This window comes from Paenibacillus macerans (assembly GCF_050565405.1).
In the GTDB taxonomy this organism is placed as follows: domain Bacteria; phylum Bacillota; class Bacilli; order Paenibacillales; family Paenibacillaceae; genus Fontibacillus; species Fontibacillus macerans_B.
In genome coordinates, this window is the sequence record NZ_JBNYYG010000010.1 from 42,770 (window position 1) to 68,428 (window position 25,659).

Here is a 25,659-nt window from a genome sequence, read left to right on the forward strand (position 1 = left end):
TTCCCTGTGCTTTCCCCAAAAAAATGCGCCTAAACTGCAGACGTCTGTGATAAAATAGTGTAGATGCTATGCTTTTTTGGAGCATGCCAAAGTCATTGATCATAGAAAAGTGGGGAAAGCACATGGAGACTTTGCTGCTATGGTTATTTTATATCTCAACGCTTTACGCTTTTATACCCGGACTGATCACTCGCATTTTCGGCTTTCGCGTATTCAAGCACGGGACCAACGACAAGCAATTTGCGCTTACTTTCGATGACGGTCCCGATCCGAAATATACTCCGCTGCTGCTTGACTTGCTTAAGCGCCACGGCGCTAAAGCAACGTTTTTTGTGGTTGGCTCCAATGCGGAGAAATATCCCGATTTGCTCAAACGGATGCATGAGGAAGGACACCTGATCGGCTCGCATAATTATGTCCACAAAACCAATTGGCTGATGGGCCCGGCGGCCGTGAAGCAGCAAATCCAGAAAACGAACAAAATCATTTCCGACGTCACCGGCGTGGATTCGCATTATTACCGACCGCCATGGGGGATCGTCAATCTGTTTGATTTTGCCAACCGCGGCAATACGCAAATTGTGTTGTGGTCCGCGATGTTCGGCGATTGGCGCCAGAAGCTAGGGGCCGACCGATTGGCAAAGCGTATGCTGAAGAAGCTGCGAGGCAGGGAAATTTTTTTGCTGCACGATTGCGGCGCTACCTTGGGTGCAAACAGCGGAGCGCCCGCCGAAATGCTTGCCGCGCTGAAGCGTGTTCTCGAAGAGGCCGATCGGAGAGGCCTTCACAGCGTCCGAATCGACGACATGATCAAGGATAGCGAAGCCAAGAGACGGCAAGCCAAGGCTGGCGCGCAGACGGGGAAAGGCCGTAAACCCGTTAAGGTATCCTGGTTCAAAAGAAGCGTCGTTGCGTTATGGCTGCTGTGGGAGAAATTATTCCATGTTGTATTTCAACTGAAAACGCCCGACCAGCAGGATCCCATCATGCATTTTCGAATCCGGCCTTATCATGGCGAGCCGGTTGCACTGAATGGAGGGGCTTCCTTGGTTCAGGGAGATAAGATCATGGAACTGCATTTCGACAACAAAAAGCTGTATGAAATCGGAACGCGTTCAAGAACCACGGTCCAACTGGCGATTCAAATCATCCGCGGAGTAGAGAAGACCTTGCCGAAGCTGGCTCATTATATTGTCACGCATCCCGAGTTGAACGACGTCAAAGCACTTTACGGCGTCAGCATGATTAATCGGGGGCCGGAGCAATTTGGTTTTATCATTTCGGATTTGCCTAAAGGCTGGTTCGCCAGCTCCACCAAACTGTATTTGAAATTATTAATGAGCGTAATCCATCCTGCGGGAAGTTCTAGATTAAAGCAGCAGTCCCAAGAGCTAGTGCCCAAGCTGATCATCATGCCGATCGATCATTTGCTGGGAACCTTCGCCGAAGACGGGTCGCACCGGAAACGTTTGGCCAAAGAAGAACCTGCGGCGACTCAGGAAGAAGAGGTTTTGATGAGCGCTACCCTGTCCAGCCAATAAATTTCTCTCAGATGCAAGTTTATAAAAAAACAAAAAGCGCGCGTAGCCGGCGGTATGCACCACCCGGCTATGCGCGCTTCTTCGTTCCTAGTCTTCGTTAGATTTTCAGGACGCCGCCGGAGCTGGCGTTTGTAACCAACTTGGAGTAACGCGCCAGGTAACCGGTTTTGACCTTCGGTTCGAAGCCTTTCCAGTTCGCTTTGCGGCGGGCCAACTCTTGGTCGTTCACGTGCAGCTCGATTTTGCGGTTATTGAGGTCCAGCTCAATGATGTCGCCGTCTTCAACGAAGGCAATCGGACCGCCTTCGGCCGCTTCCGGAGAAATATGTCCGATGCTGATGCCGCGGGAAGCCCCGGAGAAACGCCCGTCGGTGATCAGGCCGACCTTGGCGCCAAGGCCCATGCCGACGATTTGCGACGTCGGAGCCAGCATTTCCGGCATGCCCGGTCCGCCTTTGGGACCTTCGTAACGGATGACGACGACGGAGCCCTCTTTGACTTTACCGCCGGCGATGCCTTCCAGCGCTTCTTCCTGGGAGTCGAAGCAGATGGCCGGCCCTTTGTGGTAGCCGCCGACCGAAGGATCCACGGCGCCGACTTTAATAACCGACCCTTCCGGAGCCAGGTTGCCGTACAGGATGGCGAGCCCGCCTTTTTCCGAATGCGGTTTATCGATCGGATGGATGACGCTAGCGTCGAGAATCTCGCAACCGGCGACATTCTCGGCCAACGTCTTGCCGGTGACGGTCATTTGGTCGCCGAAGATGGCGCCCGGTTTCTTAAGCAGCTCGTTGATGACGGCGCTGACGCCGCCGGCGCGATGCACGTCCTCGATGAAAATATCGGAAGCCGGCGCCAGCTTGGCGATATGCGGCACGCGGTTCGCTACTTCGTTGATGCGCTCGAGCGGGTAGTCGATCCCGGCTTCCTGGGCTAGTGCCAGCGTATGCAGCACGGTATTGGTTGATCCGCCCATCGCCATATCCAGGGCGAACGCGTTGTCGATCGATTCTTTGGTGACGATGTCGCGCGGTTTCAGGTCCAGCTTGATCAATTCCATGAGCTGGCGTGCGGATTGGCGCACGAAATCGCGGCGTTCTTCGGCAACCGCCAGGATCGTGCCGTTGCCCGGCATAGCCAGACCCAGCGCTTCGGCCAGGCAGTTCATCGAATTGGCGGTGAACATGCCGGAGCAGGAGCCGCAGGTCGGACAGCCGTATTGTTCCAGCTCAAGCAGGTCATTATCGCTGATTTGTCCGGCTTGATGCGCGCCGACGCCTTCAAATACGGAGGTTAGGGAAAGCTTGCGCCCCTTGCTGTCCACGCCGGCCTTCATCGGACCGCCGCTGACGAACACGGTCGGAATGTTGACGCGGAGCGCGCCCATCATCATGCCGGGCGTAATTTTGTCGCAGTTCGGGATACAAACCATACCGTCAAACCAGTGTGCCGAAACGACGGTTTCCAGGGAGTCGGCGATGATTTCCCGGCTCGGCAGGGAGTAACGCATCCCGATATGTCCCATCGCGATCCCGTCGTCCACGCCGATCGTATTGAATTCAAACGGAACGCCGCCGGCTTCGCGAATGGCTTCCTTGACGATTTTTCCGAACTCCTGCAAATGCACGTGCCCGGGTACGATATCGATATAAGAGTTGCAAACCGCGATGAACGGCTTGCCGAAATCCTCTTCCTTCACGCCAGCAGCCCGCAGCAAGCTGCGATGAGGCGCACGGTCGAAGCCTTTTTTGATCATATCGGAACGCATCTTCTTGGCTGTCATGATTTCCTTATCCCCCCATGAATGAATTATAATTTGGAGCTTTACACCGCTAAAGGTTTTCTCTAAAGTCTATCACAATCAATTATCTTTTTCTACCGTGGATCACAGGAAGAAACGATATGGAACAAAGGCCCGTTCCTTGATGAAACAAAGAAATCTCCGGGTACCCGGAGACTTCGCAAGGTTAGTTGATTTCTTCTGTTTTGCTGCGGGAAACTCCGCCCTTCCGGCCGATTTTCCGGTAAAAGTCCTTATCGTGTTTCTGGGAGGTTGCTTCGCCGCCTTTCTGGCCGATTTCCTGATAAAACTCCCGTTTATGGGATTTGGAGGTTGCTTCGCCGCCCTTTTGGCCGATTTCCTGGTAAAATTGCTTGCCGTGGTTTTTGGCGGTCGCCAGCCCTCCCAGACGCCCCGCTTCCTCGCGGGTCATTTTGTTGTGGCTCCGTACCATATGATCCCTCCTTCAACATTTATTTGGACTGCGTATGTTTTATTTACCACGGATTGCCATTTTGAAACGAATAACCGAGCAAAATTTTGCCATTAAAGCCAAAAAGGATGCTCTCCGCATGGAGAGCATCCCTAATATAATCCCGAAGCCCGTATTCTATGAAACTATTGCTTGCTAGCGGCGCTAAATTGACCGAACGCGCGGCGTTCCAGCTTCAACAGCCAATGCACGGGCGGCTCGATCAGCGGGCCGCTGCATTTGCGTACCCATGCATGGGTGAGCAAGAGGGTTAGCGCCACAGCACCGGCAATGACCAGCAAGGCGGTTGCCTCGTTTCGTACGTAGGCGTACAGGGGAGACGCGGCGGCCAGGCGGACGATGAAGCCATGGAGCAAAAACACATAAAGCGTTCGCCGCCCCAGATCGGTCAGCTTGCCTGCCGTAGACGGCACGAATCCCAGAAAAGCGATGCCGGCCAGCAGTTGCAAAGGATACAAGAGCAAGCGGAAAGCGCCGGCGTACCACGCGTGCTCGCCAAGCTGCCCGTAGGTCATGCTGCCGTAAAGCCATCCCGGCGCGATGTCCAAGGCGCCCAAAGCAATGATGGCGAACCAGCCGAGCGATACGGCCATGGCGGCGAGGCGTACTTTTTTGGCCATCAAGCGTTCGAGCCATTTATCCGAGAAATGATAGCCGAGGATAAAAAACGGCAGGAATACGAACGTGCGCGACAGGCTGAACCAGACGCCGTCCATTTGCAGGTAGCCGACCAGCACCGCCAGCAGAAGGGAAACGGACAATTGCTGCAGCGGAGACCATTTGCGCATGGCCATGACGACCAGCCGCCAGCCCAGATGGCTCGCCAGGAACCAGAGCAGCAGATACGGCGCGAAGAAGGAATGGTGGATATGGTTCACCTGAAAGACCGTGACATCAAGCAGCGAGTAAAGGCTTTGAAAGATAACGTATTGCAATCCGATTTGCAGCATGACTTTCCGTCCGCCCTCCCCAAGCAAATTCGCTTTGGCGAAATAGCCGGTCACGAATACGAACAAGGGCATATGAAACGTAAAAATCCATTGATACAGCGCATACATTCCGTCGATCCGCGTTATCAAAGGCTCAATGGCATTGCCGACGAACACGCAAACGATGAGCAGGAAGCGCAGGTTAAGAAAAAAAGCCTCTCCTTGCGGGGTGATTTTCGATTGGGCCATGACTCTTTTTCGCCTCGCTTTCCTCTGGGTCCTGATCGGATGAAATTAAAAATTTTAAATAAAAGTCCCATGTCTAAGGTACTCTTTTTGCGAAAAATACCTTGTGATAATAATCACAATAGAAAACGCTATCAGCGGCTGTAATTGTGGCGATCTGTCGAAACCTCTTTTTGGAAATGGCCGCTGCCCGAAAATGGTATAATAAGGAGAGTTGCGTACGGGAAGGCGAGGTAGAACATGGTAACGATTCAGGCGCGGGGACGCGCGGCGGTTTGCCGGGGAATTTTGTTCGACAAGGACGGCACGCTGCTGGATTTCTTGGATCTTTGGGGAAGCTGGGCGGAAACGCTGACCGGGCTGGTGGAGCGTAAATTGACCGGAATCGGCGCGATGCGTCCGTTCGACAAGACTGTACTGCTTGGACTGCGGCTGGACGAGGCAAACCGGGTGACCGGCTACGACAAAACCGGTCCGCTGGCGATGGGCACGGAAGAAGAAGTAACGGCGCTGCTCGCTTCGACGCTGTACGCGGCGGGGATCCCTTGGAACGAAGCGACCGGGATGGTACGGGAGTTGAATGCCGCCGCCCTGGCGGAGCTGAAACAACGCCGGCAGGCGCGTCCTTTGCCGGGCTTGCGGGAGTTTTTGCGGGCTTGCCGGCAAGCGGGATTGCCGTTAGGGGTGGTCACGTCCGATACGACGACGGATACGTTGGAGCACTTGCAGTGGATGGGCATCCGCGGCGAGTTCGGCAGCGTGGTGGGCCGGGACCGGGTGGAGCGGGGCAAACCCGAGCCGGATATGGCCCTGCTCGCCTGCCGCGAGCTTGGCATCTTGCCCGAAGAGGCCGTGGTCATCGGCGACAGCAACGCTGACATGCAGATGGGCAAACGGGCCGGGGCTTGCCTGACGATCGGAATGGCGGAGTCCGAATCCGGCAAGCCGGAGGGAGCGTCCTATTTGCGGGATGCGGACGTGATCGTGACCGGCTATCGCGAGCTAACGATACATCGATAAGGAGGAGTCAACTTGATGACGTCAACGATTGAAACGCTGGTATCTTGGGTGAAAGAGAGCGGGAACGTCGTATTTTTCGGCGGGGCCGGCGTGTCCACGGAAAGCGGGATTCCCGATTTTCGCTCTGCCGCGGGCATTTATCAAATGGAGAGGGAATCGCCGTATTCGCCGGAGGAAATCTTGAGCCGGCGGTTTTTCGACCGGCATCCCGAGGTGTTCTTCGATTTCTACAAATCGAAAATGATTCACCCCGAGGCCAGGCCGAACGCGGCGCATTCGTTACTGGCGGCATTGGAGCGGGAAGGCAAGCTGGATGCGGTCATTACGCAAAATATCGACGGGCTTCACCAGCAGGCGGGAAGCCGGAAGGTACTGGAGCTGCACGGATCGGTGCACCGCAACACCTGTATGGCTTGCGGCCGCGCTTACGCGCTGGACGATATCATGAACAGCGATGAGGTCGTTCCCCGCTGCGCCTGCGGCGGGATCATCAAACCGGACGTCGTCCTGTACGGCGAGAACCTGGATGAGCAGGTGATTCAGGATACGGTCGCGGCCATTGCCGGAGCCGACCTCCTGCTGATCGGGGGCACCTCATTGACGGTGCAGCCCGCGGCGCAACTGGTCACCTATTTCCGCGGCGAGCGGACCGTGCTGATCAACGCCTCGTCTACAGCATACGACCATCGGGCAAGCCTGCTGATCACGGAGCCGATCGGAGCGGTGCTTGGCGCCGTCGGCAAGCGGCTGGGGTGGAGTTGAAGAAGGTAAGGCGGATAAAGGACAAACGCCCCGTTACTCCGGCATGTGCCTGGAGGACGGGGCGTTTTCTCATGTTGATGGGGGGGCGCTTTTCGCCGTTTTTGAACCCTGGGCGCCCGTCACCGCCCTGCGGTATTCGCTTGGCGACTCCTGGTGAAAACGGCGGAATTGCCTTGAGAAGTACAGCGGGTCGGTCAATCCGACGGAAGCGGCGATTTGCTCGATCGACAGCTCCGGCCGCTCGCGCAGCAGCTGGCGCGATTTGTCGATGCGCAGCTTGAGCAGGTAGGTGACGGGGGTAAAGCCGGTTTCTTTTTTGAAAATACGCGATAAATACGCCCGGTTGTAACCCAAAGAGGAGCACATCTGTTCAATCGATACCGGATGCGCATATTGGCTTGCCATATAGTGAATCATTTGTTTGACGATCCGCTGCACGCCGGACTCGCCGGACGGAAGGGCGGATTCTTTGACGAGCGTTTCCTGCGCTTCGCCCATCAACAGATGAAGCAGTCCAAGCGAGACCAGATGGGAGCTGGCTTTTTTGGATTGGAAGATTTGCAGCACGTTGCGGAGCATGTCCGGAATGCGGCTATCCTTCCCCAGCCGGCACACCGGCTGCTCGGGCGTAAAGCCGGAACGTCCTACCAAGCCTGCGGCTTTGTCCCCGGTAAACGCGATCCAACGGTAACGCCAAGGATCCTTAAGGTCGGAGGCGTAGCTGACCAACTGCTCCGGGAGAATCAGGAAGCAGTCCCCCTCGCTAAGCTCGTAGGCGGCCGACTCCGTGCGAAAGTTTCCTTTGCCTTGTTCAACGAAATGCAGCAGGAAGTAGTCATAGACTTTGGGACCTAGCCGGTGGTCGGCGCGGGTTTGGCTTTCCCCGGCAAACAGCACGTGCAGGTCTTCCGCTTCGGTCACTTCGGGATTGGCGGCCGCGCTGTAGGTTTCTTGGATCATGCCCGAATTCTCCTTTTCGATAATCTTCTTGCCGGCACCGTGGGTGCTTGTTCACATTTTACTCCGAAAAGTCACATTTATCTATATAGAACTCGCAAAGATGCATTATCAAACCAGAGCGTTTTTTTTATACTGGGTACAAGAAGTAAAGATTCCATGACGATGGGGTGTACGTTGATGAAGAAACAGGAAATGGAACAATTGTTTATATCGAAATACGGTCAAGGCAGCGAGCGGCCAAGCGTTTTCAATGCGCCTGGACGGGTGAATCTGATCGGCGAGCACATCGACTATAACGGGGGCTACGTGTTCCCGGCCGCGCTCGAGTTCGGGACGACGCTGGCGATCCGCAAACGCGCCGACGGCAAAGTGTCATTTGCTTCCATGAATCTTCCGTATACCGCGGAGATCGCCTTGGCGGAGCTGGGCACGAACAAAACCGGCGAATGGATCGATTATCCGATCGGGGTCATCGTCGAGCTTGGCAAGCTTGGCGTCGAGTTGACGAGCGGTTACGACCTGCTGTTCCATGGCGAAATTCCGAACGGCTCGGGCTTATCCTCCTCGGCTTCGATCGAAGTCGTAACGGCCTTTGCGTTCCTTAGCATGGAAGGACGGGAAACCGACAAGGTCGAAATCGCGCGGCTGTCGCAGCGGGCGGAAAACCAGTACGTGGGGGTAAACAGCGGCATCATGGATCAGTTTGCCGTAGCCAACGGGGCGAAGGACCATGCGATCCTGCTGATGTGCGATACGCTGGAATACAAGCTCGTGCCGTTCCGGACGGGAGCTTACAAGCTGGTGATCGGCAACACCAAGAAACGCCGCGGACTGGTCGATTCCAAGTACAACGAACGTCGCTCGGAGTGTGACGAGGCCCTGGCCATTTTGCAAAAACGCGATCCCGGCCTGCAGTTTCTGGCGCATTTGAAACCGGACCAGCTTACGCAATGGCAGGGCGATTTCGGGAACGAAGTGCTGCTCAAACGGGCCAAACACGTCGTGGAAGAAAACGCCCGCGTGCTGAAATCGGTCGAAGCGCTGAGCGGCAATGACTTGAAGGCCTTCGGCGAACTGATGAACGCTTCGCATGATTCGCTGAGCGAATTGTACGAAGTGAGCTGCCTGGAGCTGGACGTGATGGTCGAGGAGGCCCGCAAGATCGAAGGAACGCTGGGCTCCCGGATGACCGGAGCCGGATTTGGCGGTTGCACCGTTTCCCTGGTGCATGAGGGTTCGGTGGAGCGGTTCGTGGCCGAGGTGGGCAAGGCCTATAAGGAGCGGACCGGACTGGAAGGCGAGTTCTACGTGTGCGGCGTAGGCGACGGCGTGCATGAAATGAAAGGGGAGAATTAAGCATGGCGATCTTGGTGACGGGGGGAGCCGGATATATCGGTTCGCATACGATAGCTGCGCTGTTGGATCAAGGCAAGGAGGTTGTCGTCATCGACAACCTGCAATCCGGGCACCGCGAAGCATTGCTCGGCGGCAAGCTGTACGAAGGAGATTTGCGCGATAAGGCGCTCCTGGCTAAGCTGTTTGCCGAAAACGACATCGAAGCGGTCATTCACTTTGCCGCCAATTCCCTGGTTGGGGAAAGCATGAAGGATCCGGTTAAATACTACGACAACAACGTATACGGGACGCTTTGCCTGCTGGAAGCGATGGATCAGGCGAGCGTACGCAAAATCGTCTTCTCTTCCACGGCCGCGACCTACGGCGAACCGGAGAAGGTGCCGATCGAAGAAACCGATCCGACCCGGCCGACCAACGTGTACGGCGAAACGAAGCTGACGATGGAACGGATGATGGCCTGGTTCGACCAGGTCCTTGGCATCAAATACGTGTCGCTGCGTTATTTCAACGCGGCCGGGGCGCATAAAAGCGGCAAAATCGGCGAGGATCACCGTCCGGAAAGCCATCTGATTCCGCTCATTATCCAGGCTGCGTTGGGACAGCGCCCGTCGATCCAGGTGTTCGGCGACGATTACAACACGGCGGACGGCACCTGCGTCCGCGACTATATCCATGTCGGCGATTTGGCCGATGCCCACTTGCGGGCGGTGAACCACCTGCTGAACGGCGGGGACAGCGACGTCTTTAACCTGGGCAACGGCCAGGGATTTTCGGTCAAGGAAGTGATCGAAACCGTAAGGAAAGTGACGGGACGCGACTTCCCGGTCGTCATCAGCCCGCGCCGCGCCGGCGACCCGGCGGTACTGATCGCCTCCTCGGACAAAGCGCGAAGCGTCCTCGGCTGGAATCCGACGCGGAACAAACTGGAGGACATCATTCGGAGCGCCTGGCAGTGGCACGACAGCCATCCGAACGGCTACAACGACAACTAAGGGGTGAGTGAACCGATGGGAGTAGAAGAGAGAAACCGTCAGGATGCGCTGCATGCCATCGAACGGTTGGTGCATTATGCGTTGGAGCAAGGGATGATCGATTGGTGGGACGTGGACTATTCGCGCAACCGCCTGCTGGAGCTGTTCGCATTCGATGAGCCGTTCGCCGGAGCCTTGGCGGAGGAGGCATTGTCCGGACCGCAGGAACCGTTGGAAATTCTCATCGATTACGGCTATGGCGCCGGACTGATCCCGGAAGATACCGCGACTTACCGCGATCTGCTGGACGCGAAGATCATGGGCCTGCTGATGCCCCGTCCTTCCGAGACGATATCCGCCTTCCGCAAGACGGAAAGCGAGCAAGGAATCGAGGCGGCGACGAACGCTTTCTACAAGCTGTCCGTGGACAGCAATTATATCCGGATGGACCGGGTGCGGCAAAATATCGCTTGGAATCAACCGACGGCTTACGGAGATATGGAGATCACGATCAACCTGTCCAAGCCGGAAAAAAATCCGAAGGAAATCGCCATGGCGAAGCTGTTGCCGCCGCCCGTTTATCCGAAATGCCAGCTGTGCCGCGAAAACGTCGGCTACGCCGGACGGCTCAACCATCCGGCCCGGCAGAATCTGCGGGTCATTCCGCTGACGCTGAATGAAGAGCCATGGTTCTTTCAATACTCGCCGTACGTGTATTATAACGAGCATTGCATCGTGTTTCATCAAGACCATGTGCCGATGAAGCTGAGCCGCGACACCTTCCGGCGGCTGCTCGATTTCACGACGTTGTTCCCGCATTACTTTATCGGATCCAACGCGGACCTGCCGATCGTCGGCGGTTCGATTCTGACGCACGACCATTTTCAAGGGGGGCGGCATACGTTCCCGTTGGAGAAAGCGCCGATCGAAGCCGAATTCAACCATCCGCACTTCGTTGGAGTGACGGTTGGCATGGTGAAATGGCCGATGTCCGTGCTGCGCGTAAGCGGGCAGGACCCCGATGTGCTGCTCGCCGCCGCGGACGATTTGTACGAAAAGTGGAAAGCGTACAGCGATCCGGCTGCCGATGTGTTGGCTTTCTCCGAGGAGAACGGGGAGTCCGTTCCGCATAACACGGTGACGCCGATCGTGCGCCGCGGCGCGGACGGCGGTTACGAAGCGGACATCGTGCTGCGCAACAACCGGACGAACGAGGAGCATCCGGAAGGGATATTCCATCCGCACCGGGAAATGCATCACATCAAGAAGGAAAACATCGGCTTGATCGAAGTGATGGGCTTGGCCATCCTGCCGGGTCGGTTGAAGGAAGAACTGGCTGACATCGCCGTCATCCTGAGCGGGGATTCGGCGCTATACGAGCGGACCGTTACCGATCCAGCGGCGCCTTTGGCCGTACACGCCGAATGGGTGAAGGAACTCGTCGCCCGCGCGGGCAACCCGCTGCCGAGAGAAGAAGCCGAAGCGCTGCTGCGCGATGAAGTCGGACGCAAGTTCGCGCAGATTCTCGAGCATGCGGGGGTCTTCAAAGCGACGGCGGAAGGACGCGAAGCCTTTGAGCGTTTCGTTCTCTCCGCCGGGTATCGGGAAAAGTAAGATCAGAGAGCGGAACAAGGACCGCCCCAAGCCGTGAAATCGGCTTGGGGCGGCTTTTTTAATGGCGATTTCGAGTTGTTTCCTTTCACGGCGGCGCCGCAGCGACAAATCTGTTTGTTGATCCGTTACAGTTGGGAGTATAATGATGTCGCGGAACGCTTACATTAGCACCGTGTTCCATTACATAAGGTCAGGGGGATTCGACATGGACAATTTCGTATTTCATAATCCGACAAAACTGATTTTCGGCAGAGGCCAGCTGGAATCGCTGAGAACTGAAGCGCCGGTTTACGGTAAAAAAGTGCTGCTCGTCTATGGCGGCGGCAGCATCAAGCGCAGCGGTCTTTATGACAAAGTAGTGGCGATCCTTCGTGAGATCGGCGCCGAAGTGACGGAGCTGCCGGGCGTCGAGCCGAATCCGCGGCTGTCGACGGTGCACCGCGGGGTGGACCTGTGCAAGGAGAACGCCATCGAGCTGGTGCTCGCCGTCGGCGGCGGCAGCGTGCTCGACTGCGCGAAGGCGATCGCGGTAGGCGCCAAATATGACGGCGACATGTGGGATTTTGCCGAGCGTAAAGCTGCGCCCAAGGCGGCTCTTCCGCTTGGGACCGTGCTGACAATGGCGGCCACCGGCTCCGAGATGAACGGCAACTCGGTGATCACCAACGAAGCGACGATGGAGAAGCTGGGTTGGGGCAGCAAGCTGGCATACCCGGCTTTTTCCATCCTGGATCCGGAGCATACCGCTTCGCTGCCGAAGGAACAGACCGTGTACGGCATGGTCGACATTATGTCGCACGTGTTCGAGCACTATTTCCACCATACGACGAACACGCCGCTGCAGGACGAATTCTGCGAATCGCTGCTGCGGACGGTAATCGAAACCGCGCCGAAGCTGGCCGCCGATCTGGAAAACTACGATTACCGGGAGACGATTCTGCTGTGCGGTACGATGGCGCTGAACGGCGTGCTGAACATGGGCTACTCCGGCGACTGGGCAACCCACAACATTGAGCATGCGGTATCGGCCGTTTACGATATCCCGCATGGCGGCGGTTTGGCGATCCTGTTCCCGAACTGGATGAAGTACAACCTGCAGCGGGATGTCCTTCGCTTCAAGCGACTGGCTATCAACGTATTCCATGTCGATCCGGCAGGCAAAAGCGACGAAGCCGTGGCGCTGGAAGGCATCGAAGCGCTGCGGACATTTTGGAGCTCGATCGGAGCCCCAGGCCGGCTGGCGGATTACGGCATCGACGACAGCCAGCTGGAAGCGATGGCCGACAAGGCGGTCCGTTTTGGTTCGTTCGGCAATTTTGCCGTACTGGATAAGCAGGACGTGTTGGAGATTTACCGGATGTCCCTGTAATCAACATCGGTTAACAGCCGGCCCGTGGCGAATTTTGCCGCAGGCCGGCTGTTTTTTCGAAACAATATTCTAAAGCTTACGTATGTATTAGGTAGAGTTACCTAATTTTTGGGTGGAAGGAGGAACGGGATGGAAGCGCTGTTTTGGGGGTGCTTCGTAGGCGGGGCGTTGTTCGCGGTCATCAGCGCGGTGCTCGGCGATTTGATTGGCAGTTGGCTGGACGGCATCTTTGATTTCATGTCCGCGGATTTCCTGAAGCCGGTCATTACGGCCTCGGCGATTACGTCTTTTGGCGGCGCGGGGATTTTGCTGGACCGTTATACCGGGTTCGGGACGGCGGGGGTGCTCATCCTGGCCGTGCTGATCGCCGTGTCATTGTCCGCGGCCGTTTATTTCGCTTATGTCAGGCCGATGGAGGATAGCGAAAACTCCACCGGATTCTCCACCTCCGAGCTGCCCGGCAAAGTCGGCGAGGTGACCGTGCCGATTCCGGCACAGGGGTATGGCGAAGTGATGGTGAAGCTGGTGGCCGGCAACACGATCCATATCGCCTCCAGCTGGGATCGGCGGGAAATTCCCGTCGGCACGACGGTTGTCGTGGTGGATACGACGAAGGAAGGAACCGTGCAGGTCTCCGAGCTGTATCCCCACCCTAGGTAGTCAATAAGAAGAGGAGTTGATGTAGTTGTTTGAGAGTATTCCGGATTTTTTGCTGATTCCCTTGATCGTGATTGCGGTGATTGTCGTCCTGGGGCTGGCCTTCTGGGCCAGATACAAGACGGTCAGTCCGGACGAAGCGATGATCGTGACGGGTTCTTTCCTTGGGAGCAAGAACATATCCGACGATCAATCCGGCCGTAAAATCAAAATCGTCCGCGGCGGCGGGGCGTTCATTTGGCCGGTTTTCCAGAAAGCCGAGTTCATGTCGCTGTTATCGCACAAGCTGGATGTCATGACCCCCGAAGTCTACACGGAGCAGGGCGTCCCGGTCTCGGCCGACGGGGTGGCGATTATCAAGGTGGGCAGCTCGATCGAGGACGTGGCTACGGCGGCGGAACAGTTTATGGGAAAACCGATCGAATCGCTTAAAGGCGAAGCGCAGGAAGTGCTGGAAGGCCATCTTCGCTCTATTCTCGGATCGATGACGGTCGAGGAGGTATACCGCAACCGCGATAAATTCGCCCAGGAGGTTCAGGGCGTAGCGGCCCGCGATCTGAAGAAGATGGGTCTGCAAATCGTTTCGTTCACGATCAAGGATGTACGCGACAAGCACGGTTATCTCGAGGCGCTGGGGAAACCGCGGATCGCCGCGGTCAAACGCGACGCTGACATCGCCGAGGCGGAAGCCCTGCGGGATGCGCGGATTCAGAAGGCGCTCGCCGAAGAATCCGGGCAGAAAGCGGAGCTGCTGCGCGACACGAATATCGCCGAAGCGGAGAAGGATAAAGAGCTGAAGGTCGCCTCCTTCAAGAAGGATCAGGATACCGCCAAGGCTGAAGCCGACCAGGCCTATCACATTCAGGAAGCCCGGGCCAAACAGACGATGGTCGAAGAGCAAATGAAGGTAGAGCTGGTGCGCAAGGAACGGGAAATCGATTTGCAGGACAAGGAAATTACGGTACGCCAGAAGCAATATGATGCCGAGGTGAAGAAAAAAGCCGATGCGGATCGCTACGCGGTCGAACAGGCAGCAGAGGCCGAAAAAGCGCGGAAAATGCGGGAAGCCGACGCGCTGCAATACTCCATCGAGACGCAGGCCAAAGCCTCCGCCGAGCAGAAGCGGCTGGAAGGCCTCGCCATCGCCGATGCTGAGCGGGCCAAAGGGACGGCGGATGCGGAGATTATCCGCCTGCGCGGTTTGGCCGAAGCGGAAGCGAAAGAGAAACTGGCGGAAGCCTTCCAGAAGTTCGGCGAAGCGGCTGTCCTCGATATCGTCGTTAAAATGCTTCCTGACTTGGCTGGGAAAATCGCCGGGCCGCTGTCGAGCATCGATAAGCTGACGGTCGTGGACACCGGCAAAGGCGAAGGCGCAGCCCGGGTCAGCAATTATGTGACCGAACTGATGGCGACGGCTCCCGACATGCTGAAGAGCGTATCGGGCATCGAGCTGGATCGGCTGATTCAGGGATTTACCAAGGGTAAAGTAGCGGCAGCGCCGCTCCCGCCCGAGGTGGCTTCCGCGAAGCCGGATACGGCAAAAAGCGCGCCCAGTATCGAACCTGTCGCCTTAGAAAGTGCTGCTTCGCAGGAAACGGAAGGATGACCGGCCCCATATAACCGGGCCTTTGTTCCCTATTCCTATGCTAGGGGGCGGCTTTACTTGACATTTTTCGGCGTAACTTGTACTTTTGCATAGGGTAAACGCTAAAGCGTCCCGTCCGATCTTGGGCGCGGGCGCTTTTGAAATGCCTGGGAATCGGCTGACAGGAGCCGCTGAAATCGATTATAATGGGAATAAGCGTTTTGGAGAAAAGGACAAGAAGAGGGTGCAATTGTTGTGAACAGCCTACGCGTGGCCAAAGTGTTGAATAACAACGTCATCATCGCAAATCACCCGGAGCACGGCGAAGTCGTTGTGATCGGCAAAGGCATCGGATTTAATCGCAAAACGGATGACTCCATCGCCCTTGATGCGGTTGAGAAAATGTTCATTCTCACGAATCAGCAGGAGCAGGAACAATATAAACAGCTCGTTCCCCAGGTGGATGAACAGCTGATCGAGATTATCGGGGAGATCATCATGTACATCTCCCGCAAAACGCAAGTCGAATTGAACGAACATATCCACATTGCCCTCACCGACCACCTGGCGTTTGCAATCAAGCGGGCGGAGCAGGACCTTGCGTTCCACAATCCGTTTTTGTTCGAGACCAAGGAGATCTACCCGGTCGAATTCGAGTTGGCGGAATACGCCATCGCTTTGATCAAGCAAAGAATGGGCGTCGATCTCGGCGAAGATGAAACCGGGTTTGTCGCGCTGCATATCAACAGCGCCATGACGAACCGCCATATCAGCGAAGTTCGCGGGCACGCCCAGCTCATCGCCGATTTGGTCGGGATCATCGAAGAGGAGTTCCAATTCTCGATCCTGCGCCATTCGCTCGATTATTCGCGTATGTTGACCCATCTGCGCTTTGCCATCGAACGAATACGTCGCGGGGAGCAGGTCAGCGAGGTCGATAAGCTGGAAATACTGCTGAAACAGGAATATCCAACGTTGTACTCGCTTGCCTACAAATTGACAAAAGTGATGGAGCAACGGCTCAAAATGCCGGTATATCAGGCCGAAGTCAGCTACTTGACGCTGCATTTGCACCGGGTTGCCCCGGCCGATGTTCAATAGCAGCTTGCATGTAAAAAAAAGCTCTGCTATAATTCCTAAAGCATCGGCAATAATTTCATAATCACAATGTGTGACTGATTCGATCAGGCATGAGTTGATAAAAGGTTTTTGATTGTATCGTTCGTTTACGGGGTATTATATCCCTAAACGATAACGGAACATCAACAAACTTTTAATTGGCTCATGCTTTTTTGTTTGTGTTAGGTACATCAAAGTCGCACACAGGAGGGTGTATATGTTTAAGCGTTTGTTTGGTATTTTACAGAGAGTCGGTAAGGCACTGATGCTGCCGGTAGCCCTGCTCCCTGCAGCGGGGCTGCTGCTCGGGATCGGCAACATGCTGGTCAGCCCCGAGTTCCTTGACTTAGTACCGGCATTAGATAACAATGGCGTTCATGCGGTAGCCACCGTTATGATGAATGCCGGGCAGATCGTGTTCACGAACCTAGCCTTGCTGTTTGCCGTCGGCGTTGCCGTCGGTTTGGCCGGCGGCGAAGGCGTTGCCGGGTTGGCTGCCATCATCGGCTACCTCGTGATGAACGTAACGATGGGTACGGTTATCGGCGTAACGCCGGCAATGATCGGTACCGATCCGGCCTATGCCAACGTGCTTGGAATCCCGACGCTGGCTACCGGCGTGTTCGGCGGGATTATCGTGGGTATATTGGCGGCTGCCATGTATAACCGCTTCTTCCGTATCGAGCTCCCGTCCTATCTCGGGTTCTTCGCCGGGAAACGGTTTGTGCCGATCATGACCGCAGCCACTTCGGTGTTGCTCGGTTTGCTAATGGTCATGATCTGGCCGCCGATCCAAGCGGGATTGAATAACGCTTCGCACTTCATGCTGGAACAAAACCGGACATTGTCCGCGTTTATTTTCGGGGTCGTGGAACGGGCGCTGATCCCGTTTGGTTTGCACCACATCTTCTACTCCCCGTTCTGGTTCGAATTCGGCGAATACGTGAACAAAGCGGGCGACCTGGTTCGCGGGGATCAGCAGATTTTCATGGCTCAGCTGCGCGACGGGGTTCCGTTTACGGCCGGTACGTTCATGACCGGTAAATTCCCGTTCATGATGTTCGGGCTTCCGGCTGCGGCGCTGGCGATTTACCACGAAGCCAGACCGGAGCACAAGAAATACGTGGCCGGGATTATGGGTTCGGCCGCGTTGACCACCTTTTTGACGGGGATTACGGAACCGCTGGAGTTCTCGTTCCTGTTCGTCGCGCCGGCGTTGTTCGCGGTGCACACGATTTTCGCCGGCTTGTCGTTTATGACGATGCACTTGCTGGGCGTCAAAATCGGGATGACCTTCTCCGGCGGTTTGATCGACTTCCTGATTTTCGGGGTTATTCCTAACCGGACCCCTTGGTGGAACGTCATCATCGTCGGCTTGATTCTTGCGGTGATTTATTACTTCGGATTCCGCTTCGTTATCCGCAAGTTCAATTTGAAAACGCCGGGCCGGGAAGATCCGGAAGCCGAGGCGGAAGGTTCGGAAGCCAGAGGAACCGTTACGCAGGATGAATTGCCGCACAACATTTTGTCTGCGTTAGGCGGACAGGAAAACATCGTTCACCTGGATGCCTGCATTACCCGGTTGCGGGTGGAGGTGAAGGAAAAGGGCAACGTGAGCAAGGACCGCCTCAAGAAGTTGGGCGCTTCCGGCGTGCTGGAAGTCGGAAACAATATCCAGGCGATCTTCGGGACGCGTTCCGATACGATCAAATCGCAAATCGCCGATATCATGAGCGGCAAGGCGCCGAGAGCGGCTGTCGCAACCGAACCGCCCAAACCGGCCGAGGTCGAACAACAGGCGGCGAAAGACGGAGATGCGATCATCAACGAAGATATCGTGATGCCGGTCAATGGCGAGTTGATGGATATTTCGAACGTGCCGGATCCGGTATTCTCGGAGCGTATGACAGGCGACGGCTTTGCGGTGCTGCCGCATGACGGCGTCATTACTTCTCCGGTTTACGGGAAAGTGTTCAACGTGTTCCCGAGCAAGCATGCCATCGGGATCATGTCGGACGGCGGCAAAGAAGTATTGGTGCACATCGGCGTAAATACCGTGAAGCTGAAAGGCCAAGGCTTCAACGTGCTCGTTAAGGAGGGCGACCTGGTCGCTGCCGGACAGCCGATCCTGGAAGTGGATCTGGATTACGTGAAGGAGCATGCGCCATCGATCATTTCGCCGATCGTATTCTCCAATCTGCCGGAAGGGGCATCCGTCAAGCTGAATAAAACCGGCAAGCTGCCGAAAGGCGAAACGGACATCGTTACCATTAAGTAATCTGCCGAGAATGCGGATGTGCCGTCAGCGGCTGGCGGCACATTTGGCTTTGGTTATCACGATCCCTTACAATAAGAGGGAGCGTATTTCATAGATATTTTTTAATACATGAACAGAAAGCGAGAGGATCGATATGGAAAGAATGTTTAAAATTACGGATGAAGACGGTATTCACGCACGTCCGGCTACAGCACTGGTCAATACGGCAAACAAATTCAAAGGAGCCGAGTCTTTTGCGGAAGCAAACGGCAAGAAAGTCACATTGAAATCGATTCTTGGCGTATTGTCCCTGGGTCTGGAGCAAGGCGATTCGATCAAGCTGATCGTCGAAGGGGAAGAGGCTGCGGACGCTCTTCAAGCGCTCACCGATGTCATGGTTAACGAAGGGTTAGGAGAAGTGAATGCTTAAAATCGACGGCATTGCCGCTTCGGCCGGCGTGGCCATTGCCAAGGCTTTCAAACTGGAGCATCCCGACTATACGGTAACGCGCCGGGATGCCTCCGATCCTTCCGCCGAGCTGGCGCGGTTGGAGGATGCATTGGCGAAATCGCAACAGGAGCTTGAGGCGATCAAAGAGCGCACGCTTCAAGAGCTGGGCGAGAAAAAAGCGGAAATATTCGAATCCCATCTGTTGATCCTGAACGATCCGGAGCTCTTGACGCCGGTTCGGGATAAAATCGCGGCTGAAAAGGTCAGCGCGGAGTTCGCGTTGAACGAAACGGCTAACGAATTCATCGCCATGTTTGAAAATATGAAAAGCGCGTATCTCAAAGAACGCGCCGCGGATATGCGCGACGTCACCAAGCGCGTGTTAACCCATCTGCTTGGCCTGACTTACGTGAATCCGGCGGAAATCAGCGAAGAGGTCATCGTGATTGCGGAAGATTTGACCCCGTCGGATACCGCGCAGTTGAACCGGAACTACGTCAAAGGCTTTACGACGAATATCGGCGGCCGGACGTCGCACTCCGCCATTATGGCCCGTTCGCTGGAAATCCCTGCGGTCGTGGGCACCAAAGAGGTCCTCGGCAAGGTGAACAGCGGCGATCTCGTCATCGTCGACGGCTTGGACGGCAGCGTTATCGTGAACCCGACCGAGGACGTCGTGAGCGAGTATACGCAAAAACGAGACCGGCATCTGGCGCAGATCGAAGAGTGGAAAAAGCTGCGCGAGGTAGAGACGACGTCGAAGGACGGCGTGCATGTCGAACTGGCTGCCAACATCGGCACGCCGAACGACGTGACGGGCGTACTGGAGAACGGCGGGGAAGGCGTCGGCTTGTACCGGACCGAGTTCCTGTACATGGGACGCACGGAGTTGCCTTCGGAGGAAGTCCAGTTTAATGCCTACAAGACCGTGCTGGAAAAAATGGAAGGCAAGCCGGTCGTCGTTCGAACGCTGGATATCGGCGGCGACAAAGAGCTCCCTTACCTGGATTTGCCGAAGGAAATGAATCCGTTCCTGGGCTTCCGCGCCATCCGCCTGTGCCTGGAGCAGAAGGATCTGTTCCGCACGCAGCTTCGCGCTTTGCTCCGGGCCAGCGTATACGGCTCGCTGCGGATCATGTTCCCGATGATCGCGACGCTGGATGAGTTCCGCTCGGCGAAAGCGCTGTTGCTGGAGGAGAAAGAGAAACTGAAAGCCGAAGGCGTTCAGGTATCCGAGGAAATCCAGCTGGGCATTATGGTGGAAATCCCCTCGACGGCCGTCCTGGCGGATCAATTCGCCAAAGAAGTAGACTTCTTCAGTATCGGAACCAATGACCTCATTCAATATACGATGGCGGCAGACCGCATGAACGAACGCGTTGCTTACTTGTACCAACCCTATAACCCGGCGATTTTGCGCCTGGTGAAGATGGTGATCGATGCCGCTCACAAGGAAGGCCGATGGGCCGGTATGTGCGGCGAGATGGCTGGCGATGCGACGGCGATTCCGCTGCTGCTGGGCCTCGGCTTGGACGAATTCAGCATGAGCGCGACGTCGATATTGCCGGCTCGCTCCCAGATTTCCAAACTGTCCAAAGCGGACATGGAATTGCTGGCGGCGAAGGCGCTGCAGATGCAGACCGCGCAGCAAGTCGTCGAGCTGGTACGCAGCATCGGCGAATAAACGAATCGGATCTTTTCCAAAAGTTTTGCGGGTTTCTATCAAGCCGGCGCTCTCGGGCGCCGGTTTTTTTCGCGTTGCGTCGGTTCGGAAGAAGGCATTTCCGACCATGGAGCGGCAAAATTTTAACGGGCCCCAGGTTTATTTTTGCTCGCGTTTGGGATAAAGTGAGGTAAAACTGATTATCAGCGGGAACAGGAGCTTCGTAACTATGCATAACAACCACTTCAACATCGGGATTATCGACATCGGGTCCAACTCCATCCGCTTGGCCATTTACGAGGCCACGGCGCAAGGGGAGTACAGGCTGATTAACGAGCTGAAGGAATCCGCCCGATTAAGCGAAAAGATGAATTCGGCCGGTGCGATGGAACAGCGGGAGATTCGCTCCATCGTGCCGATTTTACGCCAGTTTCGGGAGGTTTGCGACGCATACGGCTGCCGGGAGATTCGCGTGGCGGCCACGGCCGCAATCCGAAACGCGGCGAATGCGCTTGAAATCAAGGACCTGCTCGAACGCGAGACAGGCATGGACATTGAAATTTTATCCGGCGAGCAGGAGGCCTATTTTGGCTTTATTGCCGTTGCCGGAGGGATGGCCGTCGAGGACGGCTTCATTATCGATATTGGCGGCGGAAGCACGGAGATCACGCTGTTTCGCGGACGCCGGTTGCTGGGCAGCGTCTCATTGCCGCTTGGAGCGGTGAACGCCCAGGTCAAATTCGGGCAAGCAGAGGAGCCCTGGACGGAGCAACACGTGGCCCGTTTGCAGGCGGAGATCGGGCGGCTGCTGGACGGCCTGCCTTGGATCGAGGGGCATCCGGGGTTGCCGCTGATCGGCTTGGGAGGGACGATTCGGACGCTCGGCAAGCTGGATCAGCGGCGGCGGAAATACCCGCTTCGGCTGGCTCATAACTATCGGCTATCTCCGGACAGCATTCGGCATTACGCCGAATCGCTGCCGCAGATGCCGCTGGAGAAGCGAAAACGGTTGGATGGTTTGTCCAAAGCCCGGGCCGACATCATCGTACCCGGAACGCTCATTCTGCAAACCGTGTTTGCCCGGACCGGGGCGGCTTGCTGCCTGGTCAGCGGCACGGGGCTGCGCGAAGGCCTGCTGCAGGATACGCTGGGATTGGGCGTCCCCGCCGCCGCGGAGGTGCTGGTTCGGCAAGCCGAAACCCTATTGGCCTTCCACGCGCGCGCGCCGTTGGCTCATTTCCGGCAGGTCGGCGGGGATGCGGAGCGGCTTTACCGGATCCTCTCCGGGGCGAATCGTGAGCCCGGCATGAGCCGGCTGATCGCGGCGGCTTCCATGCTGTACAAAATCGGCGGGGAGATCCGCTACCACCAATACGACAGGTATACGCTGTATTGGCTAACGCATGCGCCGCTCGGGGCATTATCCCATCGCGAGGCGGTGCTGTGCGGCTTGATCGCCGATTTCCCGGCGAATCACGGCAAAAAAATCAACCTGCAGGAATACGGCGACTTGCTGCAGGACAAGGACGAAGAGCTGATTCAAAGAATGGGGGCGCTGGTGGAGGTTGCGATCGCGCTGGATGCCGGCGAGACGCAAAACATCGACATGCTGGAAGCAACAATGACGGCAGAAACGCTGCTGCTGAAGTTGAAAAGCCGCAGCTACCCCTACCTGGAAACCAGGCAGCTGGAGGCTGCGGCCAAAAACTTCAAGAAAGCTTGGGAACTTAAATTGGAGTGGGAGCTTGTTCCGACTTCCACACGTTGATGTCATGGGCGGCGAATTGGCTGCGGCAAGCCGGCTGGGTGCTGTGAATCGGCTCGTATTTACCGCTCGTCAGCAGCCGCTTGGCCTTCACGTTGTCGGCGAGCGAGAGCATCAGGATTTGCACCAGCGTCTCCCGGGTTTCCGCATTGGTGACCGGGCACATCAATTCGAGGCGGCGCGTCAGGTTGCGGGTCATCCAGTCGGCGCTGGACAGCCAAACCTCGGGCTCTCCGCCGTTCTCAAAATAATAGATTCGCGAGTGTTCAAGGAAACGGTCCACGATGCTGCGTACCGTAATCCGTTCGCTCAATCCTTCGACGCCGGGCCGCAGGCAGCATACGCCGCGCACGATAAGGTCAATATGGACGCCGGCATCGGAAGCATCGTACAATTCGTCGATCATCTCCTGGTTGGACAAGGAGTTCATCTTGGCGATGATTCTCGCCTGCCGGCCGGCCGCGGCGTGCCCGGCCTCCCGCCGGATCAAGGAGAACAGCTTGTCCTTCATACCGGTCGGGGCCACGGTGAAAGCCTGCCATCGGTCGGCCTCCGAATAACCGGTGATCAGATTGAACAATTGGGAAGCATCCTCTCCGATGGAGGAATCGGTCGTGAACAACCCGATATCCGTATAGAGCCGGGCGGTGATATCGTTGTAATTGCCGGTCCCCACATGGACGTACCGCTTCAAGTCCCGGCCTTCCTGACGGACGACGAGCAGGATTTTGGCATGGGTTTTCAGCCCGATTAAGCCGTAAACCACATGGCAGCCGGCCTTCTCCAGCGTCCGGGCCCAGGCGATGTTCCGCTCTTCGTCAAACCGTGCCTTTAGCTCCACAACGACCGTGACCTGTTTGCCCGATTCCGCGGCGCTCGCCAGTGCCTGGATGAGCGGCGAATTGCCGCTGACGCGGTACAACGTCATTTTGATCGCCATCACCGCCGGATCCTCCGAAGCTTGGCCGATAAAATCAGTGACGGCGTCAAAGCTCTCGTACGGATGGTAGACGAGGACGTCCCTCTGCTTCAGCACATCGAAGAAATCCTCGTTGTCGTCGAATTCCCGGGGATAGACCGGGTCGATTTGCGGGTAACGCAGCCTCGCGTAACCTTTGACCGCCCCCGGCAGCTTGCCGAGAAAGCCCAAATCCAGCGGTCCGTCGATTTCGAACACGGCATCCGCGATCTCGAATTCCTCCTGCAGCACCTCGAGCGCATAAGGGTGGATCCCCTTTTGGATCTCCAGCCTCACGGGCGCTCCCCAGCGGCGCTTGCGCAACTCCTTCTCGATTTCCTCCAGCAAATCCTCGGCGCCTTCTTCGTCGAACGCCAGGTCCGCGTTGCGCGTCAGCCTGAACTCGTGCACCGCGAGCGGCACAAATCCGCTGAACAACGTTTGGATGTGATGGCGGATCAGCTCCTCGATCAGAATGAAAGACTGTTTCTTGCTATTGGAATGATGCGGCAGCGGGATGATGCGGGACAAGTTGGAAGGAATTTGCACGATCGCGAAATAAGGCTCATCCGCTTCCTCCTCGGCCTGCTTCGGACCGCCGACGCGCATCAAAACGACCGCCAGATACACGAACCCGGTATGCACGAGCGGAAACGGGCGGCTTTGATCGACCGCCATCGGGGTGAGCACCGGAAAAATGATGTCATGGTAATACGTCTCCATCGATTTCCGCTGGGCTCCGTTCAACTCGTCATATTTGAGGAACATGATATTTTCCTTGGCGAGCTGTCTCGACAGCTCCCGGAAGGTCCGGTACTGCTCGGCAACCATCGCCGAGATCCGGGGAATCAGGCGTTTGTACAGCCCCGCCGGGGCGTAGCCGGTAAAGTCCTTCTTGGAATAACCCGCGCGAATCTGGTCCTGGATGCCGGCGACGCGCACGCTCATGAACTCGTCCAAATTGCTCGAAACGATGGACAGGAATTTCGCTCTTTCCAATAAAGGCGTGCCGGAGTCCTTGGCTTCCAGCAGCACGCGGCGGTTGAACTCCACCCAGCTGAGATCGCGGTTCAAATATCGAGGTCCTTGTTTTTTGTTGTCCGTAAGCTCCATTTGGCATAACCTCCGCCTAAAATCACAAGTTCAAACCAGCTATATCCGGTAAAGAAATGGATGGCCATTTTCTTCTTATTGTACTATGACGGGCAAAAACGAAATACCTGGTTTTGTAAAATCTATGTAAAATTTATAACTCTATGTAAACATCTCTTCTTTAAAGGCAGAACGTTTGTTAAGATGTGGGCAAAGTTGGGTAATATAGGTGTATGGCGTCCGCAAAACGGACCAGCCAGGGGACTATATCAAGGAGGTTGTTGCAAGATGAGTACGAACCATCACACGTTTCAACTGAACGCCACGCCCAGAACGGATTTCACCCGTTCGTCGCTGCGCCAGCTGAGACAAAACGGACGCGTTCCGGCTGTCGTGTATGGAGCCGAGTCCGGGAACCTCGCGGTTCATGTGGATGTGAAGGAGCTTGTGAAGGTCGCGCGTACGGGAAGATCGGAGTTTTTCGACCTGAAGGTGGATGGAGGACAAACGATTCCGGCGTTGATCAAGGAGCTGCAGCAGCAGCAAGGGAAGATCGTCCACGTCGATTTTCAGCAGGTGTCCAAAAATAAGCCGATTCGCGTGAAAGTACCGCTGCACTTTACCGGAACGGCGGAAGGCACGAAGGTTGGCGGCGTCCTGCAAATTCAGGCGACGGAGCTGGAAGTGGAGGGATTGCCGGATGATTTGCCGGCCGCTTTGGACATAGATATTACTTCCCTGGATGCGGGGGACAAGCTGACGGCCGGCGATGTGAAGCTGCCGGCAGGGATTATCCTGCATGCCCAGGCGGAAGAGCTGCTGGCCTCGATCGTGCTGCCGCGCGTCGCCGATGCGGACCTGGCGCAGGACGCGGCGGCCGACGGCGAGCCGTCCGGCGTGGTCGGATCGAACGGATCGGGCGAAGCCGAAGAATAAAACGCGGAATAAAAGTACGGGTTGAAAGCCGATGAAAGGTTGCCCCTGACGCAAATGATGCCGGGGGCAGCCTTTTATCGTCAAATTTAACCAATATCAGAAGTTTGGTGATATATTCTGTCTTGTAGTCTCTGC

20 protein-coding genes are annotated in these 25,659 nt (G+C 56.3%); 15 read left to right on the plus strand and 5 right to left on the minus strand.

Features of this window, described 5'->3' with window-relative positions; genetic code table 11:
• The first annotated feature begins 122 nt into the window (after positions 1 to 122).
• A complete protein-coding gene (locus ACQ4N8_RS09130) occupies positions 123 to 1,541 on the plus strand; it encodes a polysaccharide deacetylase family protein (protein ID WP_430704035.1) in 1,419 nt (472 codons plus the stop codon).
• 97 nt (positions 1,542 to 1,638) lie between these two features.
• On the opposite strand, the gene ilvD is transcribed toward ACQ4N8_RS09130, so the two are convergent.
• From ilvD to ACQ4N8_RS09145, 3 genes are all read right to left on the minus strand, one after another.
• Positions 1,639 to 3,324, minus strand: coding sequence for a dihydroxy-acid dehydratase (gene ilvD, locus ACQ4N8_RS09135; RefSeq protein WP_430704036.1), 1,686 nt, complete (start codon positions 3,322 to 3,324; stop codon positions 1,639 to 1,641).
• Positions 3,325 to 3,508: 184 nt separating this feature from the next.
• Positions 3,509 to 3,775, minus strand: coding sequence for a KGG domain-containing protein (locus ACQ4N8_RS09140; RefSeq protein WP_430704037.1), 267 nt, complete (start codon positions 3,773 to 3,775; stop codon positions 3,509 to 3,511).
• Positions 3,776 to 3,939: 164 nt separating this feature from the next.
• Complete coding sequence (locus tag ACQ4N8_RS09145; RefSeq protein ID WP_430704038.1) at positions 3,940 to 4,992, minus strand: acyltransferase family protein; 1,053 nt, start codon at positions 4,990 to 4,992, stop codon at positions 3,940 to 3,942.
• 237 nt (positions 4,993 to 5,229) lie between these two features.
• On the opposite strand from ACQ4N8_RS09145, the gene ACQ4N8_RS09150 reads away from it, so the two are divergent.
• Positions 5,230 to 6,009 carry an HAD family hydrolase gene (locus tag ACQ4N8_RS09150; RefSeq protein WP_430704039.1) on the plus strand — a complete coding sequence of 260 codons (780 nt, stop codon included), beginning with the start codon at positions 5,230 to 5,232 and terminating at the stop codon, positions 6,007 to 6,009.
• A 15-nt stretch (positions 6,010 to 6,024) separates the two neighbouring features.
• Complete coding sequence (locus ACQ4N8_RS09155) at positions 6,025 to 6,771, plus strand: NAD-dependent protein deacylase (RefSeq protein ID WP_430704040.1); 747 nt, start codon at positions 6,025 to 6,027, stop codon at positions 6,769 to 6,771.
• Positions 6,772 to 6,840: 69 nt separating this feature from the next.
• Here the strand turns inward: ACQ4N8_RS09155 and ACQ4N8_RS09160 are convergent, their stop codons facing one another.
• Complete coding sequence (locus ACQ4N8_RS09160; RefSeq protein ID WP_430704041.1) at positions 6,841 to 7,731, minus strand: AraC family ligand binding domain-containing protein; 891 nt, start codon at positions 7,729 to 7,731, stop codon at positions 6,841 to 6,843.
• A gap of 177 nt (positions 7,732 to 7,908) precedes the next feature.
• Here ACQ4N8_RS09160 and ACQ4N8_RS09165 point away from each other — a divergent pair, with 177 nt between their 5' ends.
• The 11 genes from ACQ4N8_RS09165 (at position 7,909) to ACQ4N8_RS09215 (ending at position 22,541) form a co-directional block, all read left to right on the plus strand.
• A complete protein-coding gene (locus ACQ4N8_RS09165) occupies positions 7,909 to 9,087 on the plus strand; it encodes a galactokinase (RefSeq protein ID WP_430704042.1) in 1,179 nt (392 codons plus the stop codon).
• A 2-nt stretch (positions 9,088 to 9,089) separates the two neighbouring features.
• Entirely contained in the window at positions 9,090 to 10,079 is a 990-nt protein-coding gene (galE, locus tag ACQ4N8_RS09170; protein WP_430704043.1) for a UDP-glucose 4-epimerase GalE, read from the plus strand.
• Between the two features lie 15 nt (positions 10,080 to 10,094).
• A complete protein-coding gene (locus tag ACQ4N8_RS09175) occupies positions 10,095 to 11,672 on the plus strand; it encodes a UDP-glucose--hexose-1-phosphate uridylyltransferase (protein WP_430704044.1) in 1,578 nt (525 codons plus the stop codon).
• A gap of 205 nt (positions 11,673 to 11,877) precedes the next feature.
• The gene (locus tag ACQ4N8_RS09180; RefSeq protein ID WP_430704045.1) at positions 11,878 to 13,041 is read left to right on the plus strand and encodes an iron-containing alcohol dehydrogenase; all 1,164 of its coding nucleotides are present in this window, start codon (positions 11,878 to 11,880) and stop codon (positions 13,039 to 13,041) included.
• 129 nt (positions 13,042 to 13,170) lie between these two features.
• Positions 13,171 to 13,701: a protease gene (locus ACQ4N8_RS09185; RefSeq protein ID WP_430704046.1), complete on the plus strand. Its 531-nt coding sequence runs from the start codon at positions 13,171 to 13,173 to the stop codon at positions 13,699 to 13,701.
• Between the two features lie 25 nt (positions 13,702 to 13,726).
• On the plus strand, positions 13,727 to 15,304 hold the full coding sequence (locus ACQ4N8_RS09190) for a flotillin family protein (protein WP_430704047.1): 1,578 nt from the start codon (positions 13,727 to 13,729) through the stop codon (positions 15,302 to 15,304).
• Between the two features lie 234 nt (positions 15,305 to 15,538).
• A complete protein-coding gene (gene glcT / locus ACQ4N8_RS09195) occupies positions 15,539 to 16,384 on the plus strand; it encodes a glucose PTS transporter transcription antiterminator GlcT (protein WP_430704048.1) in 846 nt (281 codons plus the stop codon).
• Positions 16,385 to 16,619: 235 nt separating this feature from the next.
• Complete coding sequence (gene ptsG, locus ACQ4N8_RS09200; protein WP_430704049.1) at positions 16,620 to 18,680, plus strand: glucose-specific PTS transporter subunit IIBC; 2,061 nt, start codon at positions 16,620 to 16,622, stop codon at positions 18,678 to 18,680.
• Positions 18,681 to 18,813: 133 nt separating this feature from the next.
• A complete protein-coding gene (locus ACQ4N8_RS09205; protein WP_430704050.1) occupies positions 18,814 to 19,089 on the plus strand; it encodes an HPr family phosphocarrier protein in 276 nt (91 codons plus the stop codon).
• Complete coding sequence (gene ptsP / locus ACQ4N8_RS09210) at positions 19,082 to 20,794, plus strand: phosphoenolpyruvate--protein phosphotransferase (protein ID WP_430704051.1); 1,713 nt, start codon at positions 19,082 to 19,084, stop codon at positions 20,792 to 20,794. The genes ACQ4N8_RS09205 and ptsP overlap by 8 nt, the downstream gene beginning before the upstream one ends.
• 208 nt (positions 20,795 to 21,002) lie before the next feature.
• Positions 21,003 to 22,541 carry a Ppx/GppA family phosphatase gene (locus tag ACQ4N8_RS09215; RefSeq protein ID WP_430704052.1) on the plus strand — a complete coding sequence of 513 codons (1,539 nt, stop codon included), beginning with the start codon at positions 21,003 to 21,005 and terminating at the stop codon, positions 22,539 to 22,541.
• Here the strand turns inward: ACQ4N8_RS09215 and ppk1 are convergent.
• On the minus strand, positions 22,501 to 24,609 hold the full coding sequence (ppk1, locus tag ACQ4N8_RS09220; RefSeq protein ID WP_430704053.1) for a polyphosphate kinase 1: 2,109 nt from the start codon (positions 24,607 to 24,609) through the stop codon (positions 22,501 to 22,503). The genes ACQ4N8_RS09215 and ppk1 overlap by 41 nt on opposite strands.
• A gap of 267 nt (positions 24,610 to 24,876) precedes the next feature.
• Between ppk1 and ACQ4N8_RS09225 the strand changes: the two genes are divergently transcribed.
• Entirely contained in the window at positions 24,877 to 25,524 is a 648-nt protein-coding gene (locus ACQ4N8_RS09225; protein WP_430704054.1) for a 50S ribosomal protein L25, read from the plus strand.
• Positions 25,525 to 25,659 lie beyond the last annotated feature (135 nt).

Excerpts from the sequence above, each read along its gene's own strand:
- ACQ4N8_RS09130 (WP_430704035.1), top strand. The coding sequence starts at position 123 with ATGGAGACTTTGCTGCTATGGTTATTTTATATCTCAACGCTTTACGCT.
- ACQ4N8_RS09185 (WP_430704046.1), top strand. The coding sequence starts at position 13,171 with ATGGAAGCGCTGTTTTGGGGGTGCTTCGTAGGCGGGGCGTTGTTCGCG.
- ACQ4N8_RS09150 (WP_430704039.1), top strand. The coding sequence starts at position 5,230 with ATGGTAACGATTCAGGCGCGGGGACGCGCGGCGGTTTGCCGGGGAATT.
- ACQ4N8_RS09140 (WP_430704037.1), bottom strand. The coding sequence starts at position 3,775 with ATGGTACGGAGCCACAACAAAATGACCCGCGAGGAAGCGGGGCGTCTG.
- ACQ4N8_RS09160 (WP_430704041.1), bottom strand. The coding sequence starts at position 7,731 with ATGATCCAAGAAACCTACAGCGCGGCCGCCAATCCCGAAGTGACCGAA.
- galE (WP_430704043.1), top strand. The coding sequence starts at position 9,090 with ATGGCGATCTTGGTGACGGGGGGAGCCGGATATATCGGTTCGCATACG.
- ACQ4N8_RS09145 (WP_430704038.1), bottom strand. The coding sequence starts at position 4,992 with ATGGCCCAATCGAAAATCACCCCGCAAGGAGAGGCTTTTTTTCTTAAC.
- ACQ4N8_RS09205 (WP_430704050.1), top strand. The coding sequence starts at position 18,814 with ATGGAAAGAATGTTTAAAATTACGGATGAAGACGGTATTCACGCACGT.
- ptsG (WP_430704049.1), top strand. The coding sequence starts at position 16,620 with ATGTTTAAGCGTTTGTTTGGTATTTTACAGAGAGTCGGTAAGGCACTG.
- ACQ4N8_RS09155 (WP_430704040.1), top strand. The coding sequence starts at position 6,025 with ATGACGTCAACGATTGAAACGCTGGTATCTTGGGTGAAAGAGAGCGGG.
- ACQ4N8_RS09180 (WP_430704045.1), top strand. The coding sequence starts at position 11,878 with ATGGACAATTTCGTATTTCATAATCCGACAAAACTGATTTTCGGCAGA.
- ppk1 (WP_430704053.1), bottom strand. The coding sequence starts at position 24,609 with ATGGAGCTTACGGACAACAAAAAACAAGGACCTCGATATTTGAACCGC.
- ACQ4N8_RS09175 (WP_430704044.1), top strand. The coding sequence starts at position 10,095 with ATGGGAGTAGAAGAGAGAAACCGTCAGGATGCGCTGCATGCCATCGAA.
- ACQ4N8_RS09165 (WP_430704042.1), top strand. The coding sequence starts at position 7,909 with ATGAAGAAACAGGAAATGGAACAATTGTTTATATCGAAATACGGTCAA.
- ilvD (WP_430704036.1), bottom strand. The coding sequence starts at position 3,324 with ATGACAGCCAAGAAGATGCGTTCCGATATGATCAAAAAAGGCTTCGAC.
- ACQ4N8_RS09215 (WP_430704052.1), top strand. The coding sequence starts at position 21,003 with ATGCATAACAACCACTTCAACATCGGGATTATCGACATCGGGTCCAAC.
- ptsP (WP_430704051.1), top strand. The coding sequence starts at position 19,082 with ATGCTTAAAATCGACGGCATTGCCGCTTCGGCCGGCGTGGCCATTGCC.
- ACQ4N8_RS09225 (WP_430704054.1), top strand. The coding sequence starts at position 24,877 with ATGAGTACGAACCATCACACGTTTCAACTGAACGCCACGCCCAGAACG.